The following is a 23333-nucleotide window of genomic DNA, read 5'->3' on the forward strand; positions in this document are numbered from 1 at the left end:
AGTTAAGAAATTAGATAAGTGATGTCTATTCAAAAAGAAACGACTAAATACATTATATATCCTCCAATTTATTTAATACTTTTTATCTGTACTAAAGATTACTTTTTCTAGTTCTCCTTCAATATTATTAAGATACCAATTCATTTTTAGCAAATCTTCATCTAAAATACTTTCGTCTTTATCCACTATTATTTTATTAGTATTATTTATTATTGGACCGCTAAATATATCAAAATTATTATTTTTAATTAACTCTTCCATTGCTTCAACTATTCTTAGAGTTTGACCTGGAATTAATTTGCTATTTTTATATAATTTTACAACACCTTTATTCATACCATACCAATATTTTTTTAAATCTTCCAGATTTTTTGAAGTAGTAACAGACCATTTGTTTTCAAGAAGCCTTCCTACTATTTTTTTATAAAATCTTCCCCATTCCCAGTAGGATGAAGCTATATATGTTTTTGATGTAATATTGTCGGATATTACATTATATCCAATACTCAAAATATTTTTTTTATCTGCTATTTTTTGTGGCACTAATGAATCCATATTGGTTGCCAGTATATCTATATCTTCATTAATCAACTCATTAGTTTTTTGAGTTTCAATATCATGATCTATCCATTTTTTTGTCCATTTGATTAAAATTTTTGCATAAGGGTTTACAACTTTAACACCAAGGGCAAAAGCATTTAAACTTCTGACAAAAAGTGGTAGTGGATAAGGTGCGATATATCCTATTTTATTTTTTTTCGTTATTGCACCAGCAATTAATCCCGTTAAAAATTTCGGTTGATATATTCTTCCAAAATAGACAGACAAATTTCTATAACTTTTATATCCTGCACAATTTAAAAATTTTATATTTGGAAATTCTATAGCTGCTTTGTATGTTGAATCCATATAATCATAACTTGTTGTTATAATTAGATTATATTCCTGGTTGATTAAATCTTTAATTAAATTATAAGATTCTTCTTTTTTTACATTTTCAACGAAATAGGTGGAGATTTTATCTCCAAATTTATTTTCGATATATATTCTTCCATTTTCATGTGATTGGACCCATGTGCTTTCATTAATATAGTTTCTATAAATAAAAGCTATTTTTAATTGCTTTTCTGTTGGGCTTTTTATTAAAGATGTAAAAACTTCCTGTAATATATTTTTTCTTTCTTCAATATAAATATTTTCCAGTTCTTTTATTAACATCCTGATTTTTGGTTTTAAATTCTTATGCTTTAAATTTTTTTCTATTCCATATTTTTTTAGATAAAACAAAAATGCTTCACCAGTTGTTATAGGTAATTTTTCACCATTTAATTCATGATATATTTTTCTAAAATCCCAATATATTGATTTTTCAAGAAAGTTAAAAAATTCTTTTGGATTTTCATTATTTTTTTTAACGTAATCAATTAATATTTTTTCTAATTCTTTAAATCCACCTTCTCTTTTGAACCAGATCATGTTTATTTTAGTTTTTTCATAAAATTCAAGAAATTCATAATATATTCTTATATTTATATCCATTTCATCATATTTAGGTATTAGCCTTTTAACATTAGCCATTATTGATGGAGAATCTAGATATTTTAAAACACTTGTTCTTTTATTTCCTTCCATTACATAAAATTTATTTAAATATTCATAAGCTACAATAGCATCTCTAATTCCTTCTTCCTGTTGTGCCTCGAATAAATTCATCCATTTTATAGCAAACTCACTATCTTCTTCTAAAAGAGGCATAAAGTTTTTTGCAAATGCACTCTTTCTCGAAGCATAATATGTACCTTTTACTTTTTTTATAGGTATTTCTATTACTCCTAAAGAATTTTCACTAATAATATTTTTATCCTTTATTATTTCTTCTAAAGCAGGTAGATATCCATCTTTCCCTCTGCTTTGCCAGTATAATAATTCTCTTTCGGCCATCTTTTTTGCATTTCTATATTCTTTTGAACTATCAAACCTCATATTGTTCATATTACCCTCTCCCGAATTTTTTAAATATAAATATCTTTAAAAAGAATGATTCCTTCTTCACTTATAATTTCTAATATTTCTTTTTTCTCTTCATCATATTTTACGTACTTATAAGGAACGGTGTTAAGCAAATAAGAAACTTTGTTTTTGTAATGAATTTTAAAATTTAGTTTTTGATCTGTATATCTTGGATGTATATGGCCATAAAACCATATTTTAGGGAAATATTTTTTATATATTAAAGCCATATTTTTTGAGCCTTTATGATATGAACTGATTTCTTTTTCAAACATATTTTCAATTCCTGGAGGAGAATGAGTTATTAAAATGTCCAATTGTTTGATAAAATTTAATCTTTTTTTTCGAGATAATATTTTTTCAAAATTTTTTGCGTCTTTTTCTGCAAAATGAAAAGGTTTTTTTCCATATGAAAAAGCTCCAGAAAAACCTCCTATATAGATATTTGATTCTATATTTAATACTCTTTTCAAATTTTCAATTTTTTCATGTATTATTATTAAGCCTTTATATGTTTTTGAATATCCTGAAAGTTCTACATCAAATAAATTTTTAAAATATTTTTTGTCATGATTTCCATAAATCATATAACTTATTTTGGGATTTAATGTATTTAATAAGTAATCAAGATAACCTGGCGATAAATCTCCACAGCACAATAATACATCACATTTCTTAATTTTTTTAGGTAAATATCCTCTTTCTTCATCTGATACTGCTACTATTTCAAGCATATTATCTTCCTTCCAATTTTTTTATTATTATACCAAAAAAAGATTAAAAACAAATAGAATATATTTTTTGATTTAAATCTAAAATAATATAAACCTAAAAACTTTTACAACACTATTTGTTGATTTTATGTAACATTTTAACATTGTTGACAAATATTGTTGTTTTCTGTTGTTTATGGTAAATATAAAACGTTTTTACCCCTACCTACCACGGGTATTATTTCTTTTTTATTTCTTTTTTATTTTCATTATTTTAACTATTTTGGATTATAAAAAGAAAAATATCAAACATGTAATTTTTTTTTAGCTTAAAAATGGATAGAATTTGTTATAATTAAACTGGTAATAAATTGTGAAAATAAAAACAAAAGGAGGAATGTTTTATGAAGAAAATTTTTGTGGTTGTTTTAGCTCTATTATCTATTTCGTTATATGCAGGTATGTTTGGTTATGGCCAAGGTGGAGAAGTAAATGTATATACAAGTAGACATTATGATACAGATCAGAAATTATATGATGAATTTACAAAATTAACAGGAATTAAAGTAAATGTAATTAAAGCTGGAGAAGATGAATTAATTGAAAGAATAAAAAATGAGGGTAGTGACACAAGAGCGGATTTATTTATAACTGCTGATGTAGGAAGGCTGCACAGAGCAAAAGTTTTAGGATTATTACAACCTATCGTTACAGATGTGTTAATAAAAAATATACCGAATAATCTAAGAGATAGAGAAAATTACTGGTATGCTTTAACTGTAAGAGCAAGAGTTTTAGCTTATTCACCCAAAAGAGTAGATATATCGAAGATAAAAACATATGAGGATTTAATTAATCCTGAATGGAAAGGAAGAATTGTTGTCAGATCTTCTTCTAATATATATAATCAATCTTTAATAGCTTCATTTGTTGCAATATATGGTGAAGAATGGGCTTTAAATTGGGCAAAAGGTATTGTTAATAATATGGCTAGAAAGCCTCAAGGGAATGATAGGGCACAGGTTATAGCTGTTGCATCTGGTGAAGGGGATATTGCAATAGTAAATACATATTATATAGGGAAGATGTTAAATTCATCCGATAAACAACAGGTAGCAGCGGCTAAAAAAATAAAAATATTTTTTCCTGAAAGAACTCATATAAATGTAAGTGGTGCTGGTATTGTAAAATACTCAAAAAACCGAGAAAATGCAATTAAACTTTTGGAATTCTTAACAAGTAAAGAAGCACAGGGTGAATTTGCTAAAGCAAATTATGAGTATCCTGCAAATCCAGAAGTTGAACCATCTGAATTATTAAAATCATGGGGAAATTTTACTTCTCAAGGAATAGACTTAACACTATTAGGTGAGTATAATTCTAAAGCTGTTGAAATAATGGATAAAGCTGGTTGGAAATAATAGAACCAATAGGAGGATATATGAAAAAAACAACTTATATTATATTATTTTTAATTTCAGTACCTATTTTTGTTGTTTTATACAATTTAATAATTCCTTCTAATAAGAATTGGACGCATATTTATAATTATTTGTTAAAAGATTATGTTCTAAATTCATTAAAACTTATTATAGGGACAGGATTTTTATCAGCGGTATTAGGTATCTCAAGTGCATGGTTTGTTAGTTATTACGAATTTCCTTTTAGAAAACAATTTGAGTGGTTGCTAATATTACCATTAACTATTCCTCCGTTTATAGGTGCATATGTATATGCAGGTATGATTAGCTATACTGGTTCATTACAGACATTTTTAATGAAGTATACGGAATTTAATGGGAAATCGTATTTATTTAATATTATGTCAGTTTCAGGATCGGTATTTATATTTTCAATGTTTTTATTTCCATATGTTTATTTAACAGTAAAATCTTTTTTTTCAAAACAAATACATAATATTATAGAAGTTTCTTATTCTTTGGGGAAGGGAACTTTAGAGACATTTTTTAAAATTGTTTTGCCATTGGCTAGACCCGCTATAGTGGGCGGGACTAGTCTTGTATTAATGGAAGTATTAAATGATTATGGTGTTGTGAAATATTACGGAATTCCAACTTTTAGCACGGGAATTTTTAAAGCATGGTTTTCTCTAGGCGATATTAATACAGCAATAAAATTATCAGCTATTTTATTATTATTTGTTTTTAGTATTTTATATTTTGAAAAAATTTTAAGGCAAAATAAATCATATGCTACTAAAAAAAACAAACCAATAAAAAGAAGAAAATTAAAAGGTATTAAATTATATCTAATTTTTTCTTATATGACAGCTTTGTTTTTATTATCCTTTTTGTTTCCAGTATTGCAATTAATACAATGGTCTATATTTTCGTTTAAAAATACCAATATAAAATTTATTGAATTAACTTTTAATTCAATACTTATAGCCATGATATCTTCAATTGTTATAATAATTCTGGCTCTTATAATTTCAGATACTATCCGATTTAGTGGAAAAAATACAGTTATTTTGTCAAAAATAGCTACAATGGGTTATTCTATACCTGGTGCAGTTATTGCTGTTGGTGTAATGATAATTTTCATAAACTTAGATAAAACTTTATCCTCTTTATATGCATTTTTAGGTATTAAATCAAGATTAGTATTAACTTCTTCAATATTAATGCTTATTTATGCATATATTGTTCGTTTTTTAAATATAGCTTATAGTCCTATTGATAGTAATTTTGAAAAAACTGGAAAATCCTATCATGAAGCTTCCAGAAGTTTGGGGAAATCATTTTTTATTACATTTTTAAAGATCGATATTCCAATTATAAAACCTGCTATTATTAGTGCTTTTATTTTTTCGTTTATTGAAATAATAAAAGAATTACCTTTGACTTTAATTCTTAGACCTTTTAATTTTGATACATTAGCTACAAAAGTTTTTGAATATGCAAATGATGAAATGATACATGAAGCTTCTGTAGCATCTTTAACGATAATATCAATAATTTTTATTTTTATACTAATTTTAAGAAAAATAACAGGAGATGGTAAATAATGTTTTTATATATAGAAGATATCTGGTTTAAATATGATAAAGATTTTGTATTGAAAGGAATAGATTTTCAAATTAAAAAAGGGGAAACAGTTGCTATTGTTGGTGAAAGTGGAAGCGGTAAAAGTACTATACTTAGAATAATTGCAGGATTTGAAAGGCCGCAAAAAGGTATTATTAGATTGGAAAATCGAATTTTAACTTCAAAACAGCATTTTGTTTTTCCAGAAAAAAGAAATATAGGGTTTGTATTTCAAGATTATGCATTATTTCCGCATATGACAGTAAAACAAAATATAGAATTTGCAAAAAAAAATAAAACAAAGGAAATGTTGCAATTAGTCAATTTAAAAGGATACGAAAATAGATATCCTCATGAATTAAGTGGCGGGCAACAGCAAAGAGTTGCATTGGCAAGAACACTTGCAACAAACCCAAAATTATTGCTTTTAGATGAACCTTTTAGTAATTTGGATGAAAATTTAAAAGATAGAATCAGAACGGAATTAAAAAAAATTCTGAATAAAGCAGGTATTACAACAATTTTAGTTACTCATGATAAGAATGATGCTATTGCTCTGTCAGATAAAATTATTATTATCGAAAAGGGAAAAATTAAATATATTGGGAAAACAGAAGAAGTATATGATCAAAATTATGTAAATTAAAGTGAATAAAAATAATCCCCTGGTTCAGGGGATTATTTTTACTCTACAGAATTAATAATTTCCATTATTTTATCTTTCATTAATTTTAATTTCTCTTTTGATTTATTTTCATCTTTATCCTTAGAGTAAATATAAATCTTTAATTTAGGCTCTGTTCCGGATGGTCTAACCGCATACCATGAGCCATCATCGAAGAAAAATCTTAATACATTTGATTTTGGAACATCTGTTTCATTTATTTCATTTGTCGTTAAGTTCATATCTTTTTTTTCTAAATAATCAATATATCTTATAAGTTTCATATTGCCAATTTCTTTCGGAAATTCTTTTCTGTATACTTCCATAATCTTTTTCATTTTTGCCATACCTTCTAACCCTTCGATGATAATTGAAAAATTATTTTCAAAATAATATCCTATTTCATTATATAAATCATATAGTACATCTATTAACGTTTTTCCTTGTTTTTTATAATATGCAGCAGCTTCTGAAACAAACATAGAAGAGATAACGCCATCTTTATCTCTTACGAACGTGCCTGTTACATATCCTATGCTTTCTTCATACCCGAATTCGAAATCATATTTTCCTTCTAATTCATTTTCTAATCCACAGATATTTTTAAATCCTGTTAATGTTTCAAATGTGATTACACCATATTTTTCAGCTAATTCCTTTCCTAAATCACCTGTAACTATTGATTTTATAATCATTCCTTTTTCAGATAATGTTCCTTTTTCTTTTCTTCCTTCAATAATATATTTTATTAATATAGCTCCAGTTTGATTTCCGTTTAAAGGCACATATTCTCCTTTATGTTTTACCATTACAGCAGTTCTATCACAATCTGGATCGGTTGCTATTATTACATCTGCATCTTTATTTTCAGCCAATTTTTTTGCATATTCAAAAGCTTTTATATCTTCAGGATTAGGATATCCGACGGTTTTAAAATCTGGATCCGGATTTTCTTGTTCAGGTACAACAAATATATTTTTAAAGCCTCTTTCAGCCAGTACTCTTCTAACTGGTTTATTCCCGGTACCATTAAGAGGTGTATATACAATTTTAACATCTTTATCAATATCATCTCTTATTGCTAATCCTTTTACTTTTTCTATATATTCATCTTCAATATCTTTACCAACATATTCTAATAAACCTTTTTCAAGAGCTTCGCTTTCAGAAATTTTCTTAATCATTGAGAAATCTGTTAATTTTTTGATATTTTCCATTACCGGGATAGCCACATCATCCAATATTTGAGAACCTTGTTCCCAGTAAACTTTATAACCGTTATAATTTTTTGGATTATGGCTTGCTGTAATTACTATACCAGCAGCAGTATTCAATCTTCTAACAGAGAATGAAAGTAAAGGTGTCGGTGCGATATGATCAAACAAGTAAGCTTTTATTCCATTGGCTGCTAAAATAAGTGCAGCTGTTTTTGCAAATAACTCCGAGTTATGTCTAACATCATATGCTATAACAACTCCGCGTTTCATATATTCTTCACCTTTTGAAACAATAAAATCTGCCAATCCCTGCGTGGCTTTACCCACTGTATAAATATTCATTCTATTTGTTCCTGCACCTAATATACCTCTTAATCCAGCAGTACCAAATTCTAATTCTTTATAAAATCTTTCCATAATCTCCTTTTCATTTTCTCTTATTGATAATAGTTCTTTTTTAGTTTCTTCATCCACATGGGGGCTGTTTAACCATTCTTCGTATACTTTCATGTAATCCATCATCATCACTCCTTTATCATTTTCTTATCCTCCACCAAGTAGCGGTAATATTTGTAATTCTCCATCTTTTATTTTTTTATCCATTGAGATAAATTCATTGTTATAAAGAAATTTAACTCTCATTGTAATATAACTTTCTTGACCATTTAGATTTACATATAATTTCAATACCATATGATCTTTTTCTTTTTTTATTATTTCAAATTTTGATTTAATCTTATTTCCGATTATTTTTAACAATTCTGCTAGTTCTTTTTCCTGTTCAATATCCAAGTTTATTGATTTTTTGTCAAGAATTGCTCTTAAATTACTCATGAATTTTATTTTTAACATTTATTCACCTCCTCAGTATAATCATTATCATCGCAACATTAAATTATACCACAAAAAATATATCATAAAATGATATATTTTTTAACTTTATTTATTTTTTTGACTTAATATTTCCGCTTAAAATTTTTTGCCTAAATTTTTCTTCATTTCATACATTTTTTTATCAGCTCTTTTTAAAGATTCTATATATGATTCTCCGCAGAATTCAGAAAGTCCGTATGAAATAGAAACATCAAAAGAATAATTATTTTCTTTTATTTTTTCAATAATTATTTTCATTTTTTTCTTGATATTTTTAATTGTAGCATCAGGAAATATTAATAAAAATTCATCACCGCCAAACCGTACAGCTATATCCATTGACCTTATATTATTTAAAAAGATATTGGCAATAAATTTTAATACATTATCTCCTGTCAAATGACCATATGTATCATTTATATTTTTAAAATTATTTATATCTATCATTGCCAATATGGATTTTTTATTATTTCTTTTAAGATATTCAGCATGTTTTAATATCCATTCATTAAAATAGTATCTTGAATATAGTTGAGTTAAGGTATCTTTGGTTAGTAAATCTTTATAATGATTATTTTCTTCATTATATTTTTTTAATATATATTGATACCTAACAACGAAATCTATATGTTCTGCTATAGATTCTATTAATTTTTTATCCATTTCCGAATATGAATCTATTCCTTTTTTTCCAAATGAAAATAATCCGTGAATGTTTTTTTCAAATTTATATGGAAATAAATATAAGGTTAAATCTTTATACGAATTATCCATTTCATATATATTTATAACGCTTTTATATTCATCCTTTGAGAAATTTGATAAGTCTTGAATATATAATTTTTTTAAATTATTTTTTAAAAAATACCATGAAATACCTTTTTGTTTTTCGTAAATAGTTGTTTCGATTTTTTTATTTTCAAAATAAATTGTTACTTTAGCACTTTTTTTATCTTTTGAAAAAATACTAAAAGCAAATAAGTCTACGAGATCGACTTTTCTTAAATAATTAAATATACTTTCCATTATTCCAGATAAATTAAAATTTTCAGTATATGTTAAATTTCTTAAATTATCCAGAACTTCAATTTTTTGATTCATTTGGTGTATCATTTTATCTTTTTTATAAATTTCAGTTATATTATGAAAAACCTGCAAAATTACTATTTTCCCAAAAAAAGTAATTTTCATTGAAAAAATTTTATAAATCTCATTATTAATTTTTTTTATAAAGTTCAAAGAAATTTTATCTTTTTTTGTGGACAATATTTGTATTATTTGTAATTTTTCTTTCTTGTCAAAAAATGTAATATAATCATCCACTGTAATTATTTTCTTTTTCAGTATTTTTTCAATCTCTGAAGAATAATAATAAATTTTATCAAAGTCATATATTATTATAATTAATGGCAAATTATTAAGAACTCTAAAAATATTTTTAATAGTTCTCCTCAGACTATATTTACTTATAAGGATAAAAAATATACTTAATAATAAAAACAATAAAATACTATATATCATTTTTTCCTCCAATATAAGGAATTGTCAATTTTTCAAAAGGATTTTCTTTAAATATTAAAAATTGTTTTTCCCTATCAAATCCATCAATGAATTCAGGAAAATATGTTAAATTATAAATAATATAATTTAATGGAAGTCCTAGATTATTTAAAATTCGAGCATCTCTAATCCAATCTGGCATCTCAACTGGTGCATCAGATGAAAAGAACATAGGTATTTTTTCATTATATAAATCTTTAAATCTATATGTTAATTTTTTTCTCTTTCCTAATCTGCTTTCCAATATTTCTTTATCTGAGTCGAAAAATTGTGGTTGCATATCCAATATTAATTTGTGCTTTTTAATCATTTTTATTTGTTCGTCATGTAAGATAGAAGCATGAATTATTCTATGAAAATTGTTTGGTTTTAAATCATTAAAAGATTCTAAAATTATATCAACAGCTTTATCTCCTATTGCATGCATACACAAATGAAGATTATGATTTTCACAAAATTCAATAACTTTTTTTAATTCCTCTTTATGCCATAATATAGAACCATTTTCTTTACTATCATTATATTTTTCTCTTAAAAATGCCGTTCTTCCTCCAAATGAGCCATCCATATATAATTTCACGCTTTTAAATTTCTCAAAATATTTTAAATTATAATAATTTCGCAATTCATCAAAATTATTAATTGCAACTTTTTCTAAAATTTTCATTTCATTATTAAAAGGTAAATTTTCTTTTTTTATACCGTGCAAATCATCAGAATGAACATATCCGTAACCTTTTGATTGCAAATATTTTGTGGCTTTTTTATAAGCCCCTTTAATATCTGAAAAGTATCCATATATTTCATAAAATTTTTCAAGGGCTTTTTCTTTTATAATCTTATTTTTGAAATCTATATATTTATTATCAATTTCTTTTGATAATTTTTCTAAAATAATAGAATTAACAATAGCAATATGCCCACATCTTCTAATCAAAATTATAGGAATGTTTTTAGAAATTGGATCTAAATCCATTTTTAAATTACTCCATCCTCTTAATATAACTTTATCTTCCCCTTTGTTTAATTTGTCTATAATAATTTTTTGTATTTGCTCAGTATTTAATTTTTCAAGATCTGGATTTAATAATTTTTCACCAAAACCCAATATATGCATATGAGTATCTGTTATTAACGGGGTTATATATTTTTTCACATTATGTTTTGTATTTTTAAAAATAAAATTTCCGTTTTTTGTTAAATAATACACAATAACACCTCTTTTAAATATTATTGTAATTTAATATTAAAGTATTAATAATCATTCGCTATATTAATATTATACCATAAAAATTAATTGCGATAAATCGCTAAATTTTATAAAGTTATTTTGTAATATTTTGGTTGCCTGTTTTAAATAATAATGAAAAATTCTCATTATATTGAAGGTTTATTATATATCAGCAATTCATTTGATAAAACTTAAATTGGGGTGACATTATGACTATCCATTCTATTCTTGTTTTATTTATTGTAACTTTAGCTTATCTTTACATTATTTTTGGTCGGAAAAATAAACCTGCTGTAGTATTTAGTTTGGCTTTAATAATCTCAGCATTGAGGTTGGTAAATGGTTTAGACACAGAGAATTTCAGCCATGTTGTTGATATTGACACTTTAGGATTATTAACTGGAATGATGATGATAGTTGCTTTTTTGAGTAAATCTGGATTTTTTGAATATTTTTCAATAAAAATAATAAAACTAGGTGGAAAGCGTTTTTTTCTTACTGTTACGTTATTGATGATAATAGTTGCTCTTACATCCGCTTTTTTAGACAATGTTGTAACTATATTGGTTATGGCACCTATGATTTTTTTAATTTCTGATATGCTTGAGATAAATCCAATACCTTTAATAACTTTAACCATATTAATGGATAATATAGGTGGAGCTGCAACTTTAATCGGGAGTCCTTTAAATCTTGTAATAGGTTCTATTAGCGGATATTCTTTCAATGATTTTATAATAAAAATGGGGCCTGTTTCTATTTTAGCATTTATTGGGGTATTGATATATTTCAAAAAACATTTAACTATTGATGAAAAAGCATTGAAAAATATAGAAAAGTTAAAATTAATGGATGAAAATAAGGCTATTACAGATAAAAAGATGATGATATTTTCTTTGCTGGATTTTATAATTGTTATTATTCTATTTATCCTTCATACATCGTTGAATCTTGAATTAGCTGTTATTGCGCTTTTGGGTGGCTCTATACTTGTTTTTAAATTTTCTGGAGGTTATGAGGATATTGCTAAAGATATAGATTGGGATATGTTATTTTTCTTTGCTGGATTATATATGACATCATATGCGCTCGAAGAAATAGGTTTTACTGAAAAAATTGCAAACTTATTTATACCTCTAGAAGGAAATATGTTATTATTGTTGGGTATTTTTTATTTAATATCAATAATAACCATTCCTATATTGAACAATGTTCCATCTGCTTTAATTTTAGCTCCGATTATTAAAATACTTGTTTCGCAGGGTATAAATCCTATATTGTGGTGGACTTTTGCAATTGGGGCCAATTTTGCAACGAGTTTAACTCCGCTTGGTGCAGTACAAAATATTGTGGCCGTAAATTATCTTGAAAAAAATCTTGGAAGAAGATTTGGTTTTATCGAATATATGAAATGGAAAATAGTGCCCGTATTAATTTCTTTAATTATTGGATTATTATATATTGGGTATTTATTATATATATAAAAACATGAATTGGATATCCAATTCATGTTTTTGTTAAAATGTATTCTATATAATACGATGTCCAAAAAGTCAAATTCACCCAGACAGCTCAATTGATTATTATTTATTTACTTTAAATATCATATTATTATTTTTTGATTTTCCCATGTTAAATGTTCCTCCTAACGCTAGGACAGTTGCTAATTCTACCGGAAGCCCAACTTCAATGATTTTTTCCACAGTTTTCTTTACATCATATTTTACCTTTATGAATTCGTAATTATATATGCCATTATTTATTTCTAATATTAAATATGTTGCCAAAGGAGAACCATCCTTTGTCCTACCAATACTTCCGGGATTTAATATAGCTTTACCTTTTATATGTTTTGACATGATCAAATGTGTATGTCCGGTAATAATAATATCAGCATTTGTTTTATTAACAATTTCTTTTAACCTTAAAATATCTATATCAGGTTTTATATATTCAAATAAATGATTTAACGGACTGCCATGAACTAATAATAAATTAATTCCTTCAATTTTTAATTCGATTTTAGAAGATAATGATTTCAAATATTTCTTATTTTTTTTTGTTGTATTTTTTATTGTCCAGTTGATGGATTCATCTCCAACCTCCGTTTCTCTACCAGGATTATAAGAACAACCACAACTTTCTTTTTCATATCCAATTGCATTGTCGTAATTGCCCATAACACTTTCTATCTTTTCTTTTTTTATAATATCAATAACTTCATTTGGATTTGGGCCATATCCTACTAAATCTCCTAAACAATATATTTTTTCTATTTCTCTTTCCTTTATATCTTTTAAAACGGCGTTTAAAGCTTCTAAATTAGCATGAATATCTGAAATAAAAGCTAATTTCATATTATACCTCCTGAATAAATTTGTTTTTTGTTTTGTTTGCTATATTAACCAATGTTAACATTACAGGAACTTCTACTAATACCCCTACCACAGTTGTTAAAACAGCACCAGATTCTAGTCCAAATAATGATATTGCTACGGCAACAGCTAATTCAAAAAAATTACTGGCACCAATCATTGCGGCAGGAGCAGCTATTTTATGTGATAAATTCCATTTGTATGCCCAAAAATATCCTATAGAAAAAATAAAAAAAGTTTGTATTATTAATGGAATAGAAATTAATAATATGTGAAAATAATTATTTAAAATAATTTTACCTTGAAATGAAAATAATATTATTAATGTTATTAACAATCCAATTGGTGATATAATGGAAATTTCTTTTAAAAATATTTTATTAAACCATTCAAGGCCTCTTTTTTTTATTAAATGTTTTCTTGTTAAAACAGCTATAATTAATGGAAATAATACAAAAAATACAACTGATAAAATTAAAGTATTAAATGGAACATTAACATTTCCCACCTTAAGAAGAAATGATACAATTGGAGCAAATGCAAATAAAATAATTATATCATTTATTGCTACTTGAACAAGAGTATAAGCTGGATCTCCATCACTTAAATAACTCCAAACAAAAACCATAGCTGTACATGGAGCTGCTCCAAGTAAGACAGCTCCTGCAATGTATTCAGCAGCAAGTTCTGGGGAAATAAAGGCAGCAAAAATATATTTAAAAAAAACCCATGCGAAAAAATACATTGTAAAAGGTTTTATAACCCAATTAATTATTAAAGTTATAATTATACCTTTTGGATTTTTACGGACATTTTTTATACTTGAAAAATCGATTTTTAGCATCATAGGAAAAATCATCAACCATATTAATATAGCTACAGGAATAGATACATTTGCATATTCTAATTTACTCAAGATTTTTGGGAATAATGGAAAAAAATTTCCAATAAAAACACCAAAAATAATACATATTATAACCCATAAACTAAGATACTTTTCAAAAATGGTTATCTTTTTTTTCATGAGAAACCTCCTTTAAATTTATTTGACATCTTCCTGGAATACTTTTATATTTTTTTAGTTTAATTAAATCAGATTTAAAAGGTTCTAAATATTGTATTTCTTTCATTAGTTCATTCATAAATGGGTGTTTATCAAAATTCTCTTTATTAATTTTATAATATGTCCAATATGAACTTTTTCTACTTGATACTAAGTCGAGTAGCATTATTTTTTTTAAATGTTTTGAAATATTGGATTGAGAAATATTTAAAACTTCTTCTAAATCACAATTACAATGCTCACCCTGGAATAATATATTTAATATTCTCAGTCGTGTTTCATCAGAAAAAATTTTTATCATTTCAACAAATTTATTCATATTGACCTCCTTTTATATTACTATATGTTCATATAGACATATGATATAATTTTTCTATGAAGAAAATATTGAATTTATATTAAAATTTTAGAAAAATGAAATTAATTTTTTATAGTTGTGTGTGTTCAAGGGTGTATTATATAGACTGCAGTTTACAAAAAATTTTTTGTTTAATATTTAATCTTTTCGTAAAATAAAATTTCTGTATAAAAGGTAAAATATTTGCGATAAAAAACGCAAAGGGGTGGATTAAATGTATGATGTTGTTGTAGTTGGTGGAGGACCTGGTGGATATGTTGCAGCTATTAGATCATCTCAACTTGGCAAAAAAGTTGCTTTAATTGAAAAGGAACATCTTGGAGGAACATGTACAAACAAAGGTTGTATTCCAACCAAAGCCTTACTTACAGCCACTCATTTGTATACAGATATTATTACTAAATCTAAAAAATTTGGTATAAAGGTTGAAAATATTTCATATGAATTGTCTGGAATTCTAAAACATATGAATAAATCGATAGTTATGTCACGAAAAGGAATAGAATATTTGATGAAAAAAAATAATATTGATGTATTTAATGGAACTGGAATAATTATAGATAAAAATCATATAAAAGTAAATGATAAAATTTTAGAAAGCAAAAATTTAATTTTAGCTCATGGTTCAATTCCGGCAGTATTTCCTCCTTTTGATAAAATCGATGGAATATGGACAAGTGATGATGTATTTACTATGAAGGAAATACCTGAAAGTATAGTGATAATTGGCGGGGGAGTTATAGGTGTGGAATTTGCCACATTTTTTTCAGCACTGGGTAAAAAAGTTTTTTTAATTGAATTAGCCGACCATATTTTACCTTTTGAAGATGAAGACGTTGCTAAAGAAATAAAAAAAGCTTTAATTAAAAAAGGTGTAAAAATTTATGAAAAAACTAGAGTGAAAAATGTTATAAAAGATGATTTTTATACTGTTGTTGCAGAGTCTGAGAATAGTGAAATCGAAATATCTTCTGAAAAAATATTATTGGCAGTAGGAAGAAAACCATATATTCCACAAGATGTTAAGGAGTTAGGTGTAGAGATAGAAAAAGGTGTTGTTACGGATGATTCAATGAAAACTAATATAGATAATGTTTATGCAATTGGAGATATAAGAGCAAAAATAATGCTTGCTCATGTGGCAATGTTTGAAGGTATTGTTGCAGCACATAATATTGCTGGTGAAAGTATGAAAATGGATTATTCCGCAGTTCCGTCTATTATATTTTCTACACCAGAAGTTGCTTCAACAGGTTTAAAGGAAAAGGATCTGGATCCTGAAAAAATTATTATTGGTAAATTTCCTGTTTCAGCCAATGGTAGAGCAAGAACAATGGAAGAAAGAGAAGGATTTGCTAAGATTATAGCAGATAGAAAAACAAAAAAGGTTTTAGGCTTTACAATTATTTCACCATCAGCAACAGATATGATAATGGAAGGAGTTTTAGCTGTTAAATACGGGCTTACTATTGATGAGATCTCAAATTCAATTCATCCTCATCCTACATTAACAGAAACAATATTAGGTGCATTTGAAGATACGGAAAATTTAGCAATACATATATAAAAAATAAGAAAATGTAAAATTTCTATGAAAATACAATACGTATAAAAATAAATTTTGGCATAAAAAAGAAGGCTTAAAGCCTTCTTTTTTGTTAGAAAATATGACATTTTTTATCATAATCGCCTTTAATTGTTTTTTAACAGTATTAATCCATAAATATACATAATTCTTTTCTCATTTGTTAACAATTAAAGGAGTATAATCTTAATAGAAGATATTTAATTTGAATTTTTTAGTCTTTAGTGGAGGTGATTTTATATGGATTCTCCAAATAGTATTATAAACAAAATTGTTAATGCAGAACTTAGTATGCAGGAGAAATTAAAAAATGCTGAAAAAGAATTAAAAGATGAATTAAGAAAAAAAATTCTTGAACTGGAAAATCAAAAAAAGGAAAAGTATATTATAATCGAAAAAAATGCTGAAAAAATTATTCAAAATGCTGAGGAATCAGCACAAAAGATTTTTTCGGAATCTGAAAAAGAAATATTATTGTTAAAAGAAAAATTCAAATTTTTGGAAAAAGATATTGATAATTTTGCCTCAAACGTTTTGGAAAAAATGATTTCTTAAATGATATAAGAATAAAAAAGCAAATTCATAATTGGAGATGATTAAATTGAAATTTCCAGCATTAATGGCAAAAGTAAAAGTTTTAAATTCAAAGATATTAAATAGAGATGATTTTCAAAATTTAGTAAATTCTTCGAGCGTTTTCGAAATAGCAGAATATTTAAAAAATAATACTCATTATAGCAAAATTTTTGAAAATACAGATATTTCAAAGATACATAGACGTGATGTTGAAATTCTTATAAGAAAATCTATTTTAAAGGATTTTTATAATATTTATTTTTATCTTCCTGTAGAAGGTCAAAGATTTTTTAGAGTTATGGAGAAACGATTTGAAATAGAAAATATTAAATTTGTACTAAGATCTCTTCATTCAGGCCATCCAGAATATATTTCAAAAGAAAAATTCTTTCCGCTAAACCATAAAACTATTGACGAAGATATGCTATCCTCGGTAAAAAACTTTGATGATGTTCTTAATATTTTTAAAAATACTTTTTATCAGCCTATTATTGATTCTGCTTACCAGAATTATACTAAATCTAAAAAAATTCAACATCTATTAAATGCTTTTGATTTCTGGTATTTTACTAAAATGAAAACAACGCTAAGTTTAATTCCGGAATTTGGAAAAAATCTAAAAAAAATATTTTATATACAGATGGATTTAGCAAATATTCAATGGATTTATAGAGCAAAAATTTTATTTAAGTTATCCACAGAGGAAGTTTTAAACTTTTTAATGCCTATTTCTTTTAATCTTTCAAAAACTGAACTACAAAATATTGCAACTTCAGAGAATATAGATGATTTTATTAATAAAATTTCAACATGTTCATATGGTAAATACTTTCAAAATATTGATAAAAATATTTTTCCATATGTTATTGAGAGAATATGTGAAAAAATTATATTGTTATATGCTAAAAAATTGTTAAGTCACACGCAAAATGGATTTGATGTGATGAGCGGATATCTTTATATACGAGAATATGAGTATAAAGATTTAATAACTTTAATAGAAGGAAAACGTTATAATTTTTCAAATGAAAAGATAAAAACTTTTTTATTATTGGCGGGTGATTAAAAGTGCATGAAAAATTAAAACCTTTTACTATTATTTCAAATAAATATGAATTAGAAGAGATTTCAAAGAAGATCCTGGATTCAGAAAAAGTTGAAATATTACCTTTAGAAAAGATTATTGAAGTAGATTTATTAAACGAATTGAAGACACAGAAAGAGAATGCATATAAAAATATATACAATAATTTTATAAATATTTTTGAATATGCTGAAAAGATTCCAGAACCAAAAACTAAAAAAATAAACTTTCCATTTGTTATTGATAAAGATGAAATTCTGGAATTTTCAAGAAATTTAAATAATAAAATGAAAGAAATTTCTGATAAAATGAATTTTTTAAAAGAAAAGAAGGAAAGATTAAAAACAGAAATAGAATTATTTGAAAAATTAAAACCTATAGAAATAGACATAGAAAAACTATTAATGATGAAAAGGTTAAACTTTAAAGTTGGAAAAATAAATAATCTATATTACGAAAGATTTATAAATAGTTTAGAAACCGAAAATGTATTAGTTATTAATCTTGCAGAAGAAGATAATTTTATGTGGTTAATGCTTATATATGAGTCAAATATGGAAATAGGAAAAACTTTATCAATAGCAAATTTTATTGAATATATTATTCCTGATTATACTGGTACGCCAAAAGAAATATTATGGATATTATATGATGAATATCGTTCTTTAGAATATGAAATAGAAATGCTAAAAATATCCTTAAAAAAAATTTTTTTTGAAAGCAGGAGATTCATATATAAGTATTTTGATTATATATTTGTTTTAAAAAACATTTATGACCTTACCAATCAGATGAAATTTACTGAAAATTTCTTTATAATTTCTGGATGGACAACCGGGGATATATATAATGAATTGCTAAATTATACAAATTCAAACGATTATATTTTATTTATTGATTACGCTTTTTCGGAAAAATCACCGACATTATTGAAAAATAAAGGGATTTTTAAGCATTTTGAGTTTATCGTAAAAATGTTTGGAATTCCTTCAAGCGATGAGATTGATCCGACACCTATAATTACTATATTATTCTTGTTATTTTATGGAATGATGTTTGGTGATGTTGGGCAGGGAGCTGTTTTATCCCTGTTTGGTTTTTGGATTTATAAAAAAAATAAATCCGATTTATTTTATGTTATAGGAGCATCAGGCATTTTTTCAATTATTTTTGGTTTTTTATATGGAAGTTTTTTTGGATTTGAGAATGTTATAAAACCGTTATGGAAAAGACCAATGGATAATATAAATTATTTTTTAATACTTTCTATATATTTTGGAATATCAATTCTTACATTAGCAATGTTTTTGAATATTGTAAATAAAATAAAAAATAAAAATATAAAAGAACTCGTTTTTGATCCAAATGGATATGCTGGAATTGCTCTTTATTGGATTTTATTAGGTTCTGTCTTTTATATGATTAAAAATGGTACTTTTCCAAAAATCAGTTATATATTTATTATTGGTTTAATTATAATCATATATTTAAGAAGTATTATTTTTGAAAAAGGTACTTTAGGAGAAAAGATTGTACAGGGTTTTTTTGATTTATTCGAAATATTATTGGGATATCTAAGCAATACTTTATCTTTTATCAGATTGGGAGCTTTTGCTATGAATCATGCAGGACTATTTCTTGCGTTTTATATGATGTCTAAAATGACAGGAAATACCATTTTTTCATATATTATCCTATTGTTAGGAAATATTTTAATTATAGTTTTAGAAGGTCTGGTTGTGTTTATTCAAACATTAAGGTTAGAATATTATGAATTTTTCACCAGATTTTTTAAAGGAAACGGTAAAGAATTTAATCCTATAAAATACAAATTTTAGTGGAGGTGTTAGTTATGGCATATGTTGTTTCTCTTTTTGTTTTAGTATTTTTAACAGTTGTATCTGGATTCTATTTTTCAAAGAATCCTGAGAAATCAAGAATGTTTGCAAAAAAAGTTTTTGCTGGAAATATAGTTTTGTTTGTGATGATTATGCTTTTTGCTTTTATAACTTTAACTCCTACATCAGCATTTGCTGAAACAAATACAACAACAACACCTGCTGTTGATACTACTAATAATACAGGTCTTGGTTTAATAGGTGCAGCATTAGCAACAGGGTTGGCCGCAGTTGGAGCAGGTGTCGGTGTTGGGATGGTTGGTGCAGCATCTGTTGGAGCTATTAGTGAAAAGCCAGAGTTGTTAGGAAAAACCCTTATTTATGTAGGTTTGGCTGAAGGTATAGCTATTTATGGACTTATTGTAACCATAATGATTCTTGGGAGGATATAATTCATGAAATTCTTTCTTATTAGCGACAACATAGATACTTCTATAGGATTAAGACTAAGTGGAGTTTCTGGAGTTGTTGTTCATGAAAGAAATGAAATTTTGAATACATTTAATAGTGTTCTTAAAAATAAAGAAATAGGGGTTATATTAATAACAGAATTAGCAGCTGAAAAGATAGAAGAAGAACTGAAAGAACATAAACTTTCTGGAAAACTTCCTCTAATCTTTGTAATTCCAGATAGACATGGATGGCGTGGAGATAAAGATTTTATTACAAAATATGTAGAGGAAGCCATTGGGGTGAGAATTAATGAATGATACAGAATTAAAATTAAAAAATATGCTTGAATTATTGGAAAAAGATTATGAAGTTGAATATAAATCTTTAAAAAAACAATATGATGATGAATTTGAAAAACTAAAAAAGAGTTTTGAAGAAGATATTGAAAAATATAGTCAAAGAAAATTAAAGGAAGCTAATGATAAAGCAAAACATATATTAAAGCTTGCAAAATCTAAAGCGGAACTTCGTATAAAAGAGGAAAAGTTAAAACTTAAAAATAATTTATTAAAAAAAGTATTAGATGAAATAGAAAATAAAATGTTAAATTTGGAAAATGAGCGAAAAAAATATTTTTATCAAAAACTATATTTTGACGCAGTAAAATTAGTAAATGATGATTATATAATATTGTGTAATCCTGGTGATGTAGAAATTATAAAAACATTTGTATCAGATTGCAAAATTGAGTCTGATAATGAAATTAAAGGTGGAATCATTTTAAAAAGCAAAAATGTAAGTATTAAAAATACAATTGAGTCATATATTCGAGAAAATAAAAATATGATCTTTCGTCTTGTATTAGAAGAGGTAGGTGATATATAATGAAAATAAAAGAAATTAATGGTCCTGTTGTAAAAGCTGATGGGGCTAAAAATCTGTTTATGAATGAAATGGTTAGAGTTGGCGAATTTAAGCTGACAGGAGAAGTAATAAGAATAGATGGAGATATTGCTACCATTCAGGTGTATGAAGAAACTTCTATGTTAAAACCAACTGAACCAATAGAAGGAACAGGAAAAATGTTATCAGTTGCATTAGGTCCAGGATTATTGGGTAGTATATATGATGGCATCCAGAGACCTTTAAATGAATTAATAGAAAAGTCAGGATCTTTTATAGGAAGAGGAATAGATGCTTTTGGATTGGATACAACAAAATATTGGGAAGTATCTTTCCTGAAAAATGTAGGAGATGAAGTTAATGGTGGAGACATTCTTGCAGAAGTTCAGGAAACAAAAAGTTTAACCCATAAAATATTAATTCCACCGGATATGAATGGAAAAATTGTTGAAATAAAAGAAAACGGGAATTATAAAGTTACAGATATACTGGCAAAAATAGAAACAAAATATGGAATAAGAGAAATTAAAATGTATCATGAATGGCCGGTAAAAATTCCAAGACCAGTAAAGAATAGATTAGAACCCAAAATACCATTAATAACAGGCCAAAGAGTTATAGACTTGTTTTTCCCTATTAGTAAGGGTGGAACTGCTGCTATTCCTGGAGGATTTGGAACAGGAAAGACTATTACACAACATCAACTCGCAAAATGGGCTGATGCTGATATAATTGTGTATATTGGATGTGGAGAACGAGGGAATGAGATGACAGAAGTTTTAGAAGAATTTCCAAATTTAAAAGATCCGAAAACTGGAGCTCCGTTAATGGATAGAACTGTTTTAATTGCCAATACTTCCAATATGCCTGTGTCAGCAAGAGAAGCGTCAATATATACCGGGATTACAATTGCAGAATATTTTAGAGATATGGGATATAACGTTGCTGTTATGGCGGATTCAACATCGCGTTGGGCTGAGGCTTTAAGAGAACTTTCTGGGAGACTTGAAGAAATGCCGGCTGAAGAGGGATATCCTTCATATTTAGCATCGAGGATAGGTCAATTTTATGAAAGAGCAGGGATTACAGAAAATATAAATGGAACCGTTGGATCGGTTACTATTATAGGAGCTGTTTCACCTCCTGGTGGAGACTTTTCGGAGCCAGTAACTCAGAATACGAAGAGATTTGTAAAGTGTTTTTGGGGATTAGATAAAAATCTGGCTTATTCAAGGCATTATCCATCTATTAATTGGCTTACAAGTTATAGTGAATATAAGGAAGATTTAAATGAATGGTTCGCAAATAATGTTAAAAAACAATGGAATTATTATAGAGATGAAGCTATGAAATTATTAACAGAAGATGATAGGCTTCAACAGATTATAAAAATAGTTGGTGAAGATGTTTTGCCTGACGATCAAAAACTTACTGTTTTAATATCGAAAATAATAAAAGTAGGTATATTACAACAAAGTGCTTTTAGCGAAATAGATTCTTATTGTCCGTTAGAAAAACAATATTATTTATTAAAAACAATTATGGATACCTACTCACGTTCAAAAAAATATATTGAAAAATCAATAGCAATAAGTCAGGTTTTACCTGCAGAGGTTATTTCAAAATTGCTGACAATGAAAGAAGAAATAAAAACTATAAAAGAGTTTAAAAGTATAGAAGGATTTTTAAATACACATTTTGAAAAATTAGAAAATATATATAGTAAATGATAATAAATCCTTACTTCCACTCCAGGTGTGCGAAAGCACAATATTGAAAATGT

Annotated in this window: 21 protein-coding genes; 12 read left to right on the top strand and 9 right to left on the bottom strand. The window is 26.1% G+C overall.

The window, feature by feature from the left end; all coding sequences use genetic code 11:
* Positions 1-72: 72 nt before the first annotated feature.
* Complete coding sequence (locus tag X274_RS08555; protein ID WP_052913266.1) at positions 73-1992, bottom strand: BMP family ABC transporter substrate-binding protein; 1920 nt, start codon at positions 1990-1992, stop codon at positions 73-75.
* A gap of 20 nt (positions 1993-2012) precedes the next feature.
* Positions 2013-2744 (bottom strand): metallophosphoesterase family protein, encoded by a 732-nt coding sequence (locus X274_RS08560; protein ID WP_047266413.1) that lies wholly within the window; start codon positions 2742-2744, stop codon positions 2013-2015.
* Positions 2745-3127: 383 nt separating this feature from the next.
* Here X274_RS08560 and X274_RS08565 point away from each other — a divergent pair, with 383 nt between their 5' ends.
* From X274_RS08565 to X274_RS08575, 3 genes are read left to right on the top strand one after another with little or no spacing between them, the layout of a single operon-like run.
* Positions 3128-4144 (top strand): Fe(3+) ABC transporter substrate-binding protein, encoded by a 1017-nt coding sequence (locus tag X274_RS08565; protein ID WP_047266414.1) that lies wholly within the window; start codon positions 3128-3130, stop codon positions 4142-4144.
* A 20-nt stretch (positions 4145-4164) separates the two neighbouring features.
* On the top strand, positions 4165-5751 hold the full coding sequence (locus X274_RS08570) for an ABC transporter permease (protein WP_047266467.1): 1587 nt from the start codon (positions 4165-4167) through the stop codon (positions 5749-5751).
* Positions 5751-6416, top strand: a complete 666-nt coding sequence (locus tag X274_RS08575) for an ABC transporter ATP-binding protein (RefSeq protein WP_047266415.1) — start codon at positions 5751-5753, stop codon at positions 6414-6416. Before X274_RS08570 ends, X274_RS08575 begins: the two co-directional genes overlap by 1 nt.
* A gap of 38 nt (positions 6417-6454) precedes the next feature.
* On the opposite strand, the gene X274_RS08580 is transcribed toward X274_RS08575, so the two are convergent.
* The 4 genes from X274_RS08580 to X274_RS08595 all read right to left on the bottom strand — a co-directional run bounded on the left by X274_RS08580 (position 6455) and on the right by X274_RS08595 (position 11294).
* Positions 6455-8170, bottom strand: coding sequence for a phospho-sugar mutase (locus tag X274_RS08580; RefSeq protein WP_047266416.1), 1716 nt, complete (start codon positions 8168-8170; stop codon positions 6455-6457).
* Positions 8171-8194: 24 nt separating this feature from the next.
* Positions 8195-8503: a MoaD/ThiS family protein gene (locus tag X274_RS08585; RefSeq protein ID WP_047266417.1), complete on the bottom strand. Its 309-nt coding sequence runs from the start codon at positions 8501-8503 to the stop codon at positions 8195-8197.
* A gap of 117 nt (positions 8504-8620) precedes the next feature.
* Positions 8621-10045, bottom strand: coding sequence for a GGDEF domain-containing protein (locus X274_RS11665; protein ID WP_052913267.1), 1425 nt, complete (start codon positions 10043-10045; stop codon positions 8621-8623).
* Positions 10035-11294 (bottom strand): amidohydrolase family protein, encoded by a 1260-nt coding sequence (locus X274_RS08595; RefSeq protein WP_047266418.1) that lies wholly within the window; start codon positions 11292-11294, stop codon positions 10035-10037. Before X274_RS08595 ends, X274_RS11665 begins: the two co-directional genes overlap by 11 nt.
* Before the next feature lie 230 nt (positions 11295-11524).
* Here X274_RS08595 and X274_RS08600 point away from each other — a divergent pair, with 230 nt between their 5' ends.
* The gene (locus X274_RS08600; RefSeq protein ID WP_047266419.1) at positions 11525-12799 is read left to right on the top strand and encodes an SLC13 family permease; all 1275 of its coding nucleotides are present in this window, start codon (positions 11525-11527) and stop codon (positions 12797-12799) included.
* 99 nt (positions 12800-12898) lie between these two features.
* Here the strand turns inward: X274_RS08600 and X274_RS08605 are convergent, their stop codons facing one another.
* The 3 genes from X274_RS08605 to X274_RS08615 are packed head-to-tail and all read right to left on the bottom strand — an operon-like array spanning position 12899 to position 15072.
* A complete protein-coding gene (locus tag X274_RS08605) occupies positions 12899-13672 on the bottom strand; it encodes a metallophosphoesterase family protein (protein WP_047266420.1) in 774 nt (257 codons plus the stop codon).
* Position 13673: 1 nt separating this feature from the next.
* Positions 13674-14714: an ACR3 family arsenite efflux transporter gene (arsB, locus tag X274_RS08610; protein WP_047266421.1), complete on the bottom strand. Its 1041-nt coding sequence runs from the start codon at positions 14712-14714 to the stop codon at positions 13674-13676.
* Positions 14689-15072, bottom strand: a complete 384-nt coding sequence (locus X274_RS08615; protein ID WP_047266422.1) for an ArsR/SmtB family transcription factor — start codon at positions 15070-15072, stop codon at positions 14689-14691. The genes arsB and X274_RS08615 overlap by 26 nt, the downstream gene beginning before the upstream one ends.
* Before the next feature lie 253 nt (positions 15073-15325).
* Here X274_RS08615 and lpdA point away from each other — a divergent pair, with 253 nt between their 5' ends.
* From lpdA to X274_RS08655, 8 genes are all read left to right on the top strand, one after another.
* The gene (gene lpdA / locus X274_RS08620; RefSeq protein WP_047266423.1) at positions 15326-16678 is read left to right on the top strand and encodes a dihydrolipoyl dehydrogenase; all 1353 of its coding nucleotides are present in this window, start codon (positions 15326-15328) and stop codon (positions 16676-16678) included.
* Between the two features lie 258 nt (positions 16679-16936).
* The gene (locus X274_RS08625; protein ID WP_047266424.1) at positions 16937-17251 is read left to right on the top strand and encodes a hypothetical protein; all 315 of its coding nucleotides are present in this window, start codon (positions 16937-16939) and stop codon (positions 17249-17251) included.
* A gap of 37 nt (positions 17252-17288) precedes the next feature.
* Positions 17289-18338, top strand: coding sequence for a V-type ATPase subunit (locus tag X274_RS08630; RefSeq protein ID WP_231580402.1), 1050 nt, complete (start codon positions 17289-17291; stop codon positions 18336-18338).
* A gap of 2 nt (positions 18339-18340) precedes the next feature.
* Entirely contained in the window at positions 18341-20194 is a 1854-nt protein-coding gene (locus X274_RS08635) for a V-type ATP synthase subunit I (protein WP_047266426.1), read from the top strand.
* A gap of 14 nt (positions 20195-20208) precedes the next feature.
* The gene (locus X274_RS08640) at positions 20209-20646 is read left to right on the top strand and encodes an ATP synthase subunit C (RefSeq protein WP_047266427.1); all 438 of its coding nucleotides are present in this window, start codon (positions 20209-20211) and stop codon (positions 20644-20646) included.
* 3 nt (positions 20647-20649) lie between these two features.
* Positions 20650-20964 (top strand): V-type ATP synthase subunit F, encoded by a 315-nt coding sequence (locus tag X274_RS08645; protein WP_047266428.1) that lies wholly within the window; start codon positions 20650-20652, stop codon positions 20962-20964.
* Positions 20957-21532: a V-type ATP synthase subunit E family protein gene (locus tag X274_RS08650; RefSeq protein ID WP_047266429.1), complete on the top strand. Its 576-nt coding sequence runs from the start codon at positions 20957-20959 to the stop codon at positions 21530-21532. The genes X274_RS08645 and X274_RS08650 overlap by 8 nt, the downstream gene beginning before the upstream one ends.
* Positions 21532-23280: a V-type ATP synthase subunit A gene (locus X274_RS08655; protein ID WP_047266430.1), complete on the top strand. Its 1749-nt coding sequence runs from the start codon at positions 21532-21534 to the stop codon at positions 23278-23280. Before X274_RS08650 ends, X274_RS08655 begins: the two co-directional genes overlap by 1 nt.
* Positions 23281-23333 lie beyond the last annotated feature (53 nt).

The sequence above is a fragment of the Marinitoga sp. 1155 genome, from assembly GCF_001021175.1.
GTDB lineage: Bacteria > Thermotogota > Thermotogae > Petrotogales > Petrotogaceae > Marinitoga.

Excerpts from the sequence above, each read along its gene's own strand:
- X274_RS08555 (WP_052913266.1), bottom strand. The coding sequence starts at position 1,992 with ATGAACAATATGAGGTTTGATAGTTCAAAAGAATATAGAAATGCAAAA.
- X274_RS08560 (WP_047266413.1), bottom strand. The coding sequence starts at position 2,744 with ATGCTTGAAATAGTAGCAGTATCAGATGAAGAAAGAGGATATTTACCT.
- X274_RS08565 (WP_047266414.1), top strand. The coding sequence starts at position 3,128 with ATGAAGAAAATTTTTGTGGTTGTTTTAGCTCTATTATCTATTTCGTTA.
- X274_RS08570 (WP_047266467.1), top strand. The coding sequence starts at position 4,165 with ATGAAAAAAACAACTTATATTATATTATTTTTAATTTCAGTACCTATT.
- X274_RS08575 (WP_047266415.1), top strand. The coding sequence starts at position 5,751 with ATGTTTTTATATATAGAAGATATCTGGTTTAAATATGATAAAGATTTT.
- X274_RS08580 (WP_047266416.1), bottom strand. The coding sequence starts at position 8,170 with ATGGATTACATGAAAGTATACGAAGAATGGTTAAACAGCCCCCATGTG.
- X274_RS08585 (WP_047266417.1), bottom strand. The coding sequence starts at position 8,503 with ATGTTAAAAATAAAATTCATGAGTAATTTAAGAGCAATTCTTGACAAA.
- X274_RS11665 (WP_052913267.1), bottom strand. The coding sequence starts at position 10,045 with ATGATATATAGTATTTTATTGTTTTTATTATTAAGTATATTTTTTATC.
- X274_RS08600 (WP_047266419.1), top strand. The coding sequence starts at position 11,525 with ATGACTATCCATTCTATTCTTGTTTTATTTATTGTAACTTTAGCTTAT.
- X274_RS08605 (WP_047266420.1), bottom strand. The coding sequence starts at position 13,672 with ATGAAATTAGCTTTTATTTCAGATATTCATGCTAATTTAGAAGCTTTA.
- arsB (WP_047266421.1), bottom strand. The coding sequence starts at position 14,714 with ATGAAAAAAAAGATAACCATTTTTGAAAAGTATCTTAGTTTATGGGTT.
- X274_RS08615 (WP_047266422.1), bottom strand. The coding sequence starts at position 15,072 with ATGAATAAATTTGTTGAAATGATAAAAATTTTTTCTGATGAAACACGA.
- lpdA (WP_047266423.1), top strand. The coding sequence starts at position 15,326 with ATGTATGATGTTGTTGTAGTTGGTGGAGGACCTGGTGGATATGTTGCA.
- X274_RS08625 (WP_047266424.1), top strand. The coding sequence starts at position 16,937 with ATGGATTCTCCAAATAGTATTATAAACAAAATTGTTAATGCAGAACTT.
- X274_RS08630 (WP_231580402.1), top strand. The coding sequence starts at position 17,289 with ATGATTAAATTGAAATTTCCAGCATTAATGGCAAAAGTAAAAGTTTTA.
- X274_RS08640 (WP_047266427.1), top strand. The coding sequence starts at position 20,209 with ATGGCATATGTTGTTTCTCTTTTTGTTTTAGTATTTTTAACAGTTGTA.
- X274_RS08645 (WP_047266428.1), top strand. The coding sequence starts at position 20,650 with ATGAAATTCTTTCTTATTAGCGACAACATAGATACTTCTATAGGATTA.
- X274_RS08650 (WP_047266429.1), top strand. The coding sequence starts at position 20,957 with ATGAATGATACAGAATTAAAATTAAAAAATATGCTTGAATTATTGGAA.
- X274_RS08655 (WP_047266430.1), top strand. The coding sequence starts at position 21,532 with ATGAAAATAAAAGAAATTAATGGTCCTGTTGTAAAAGCTGATGGGGCT.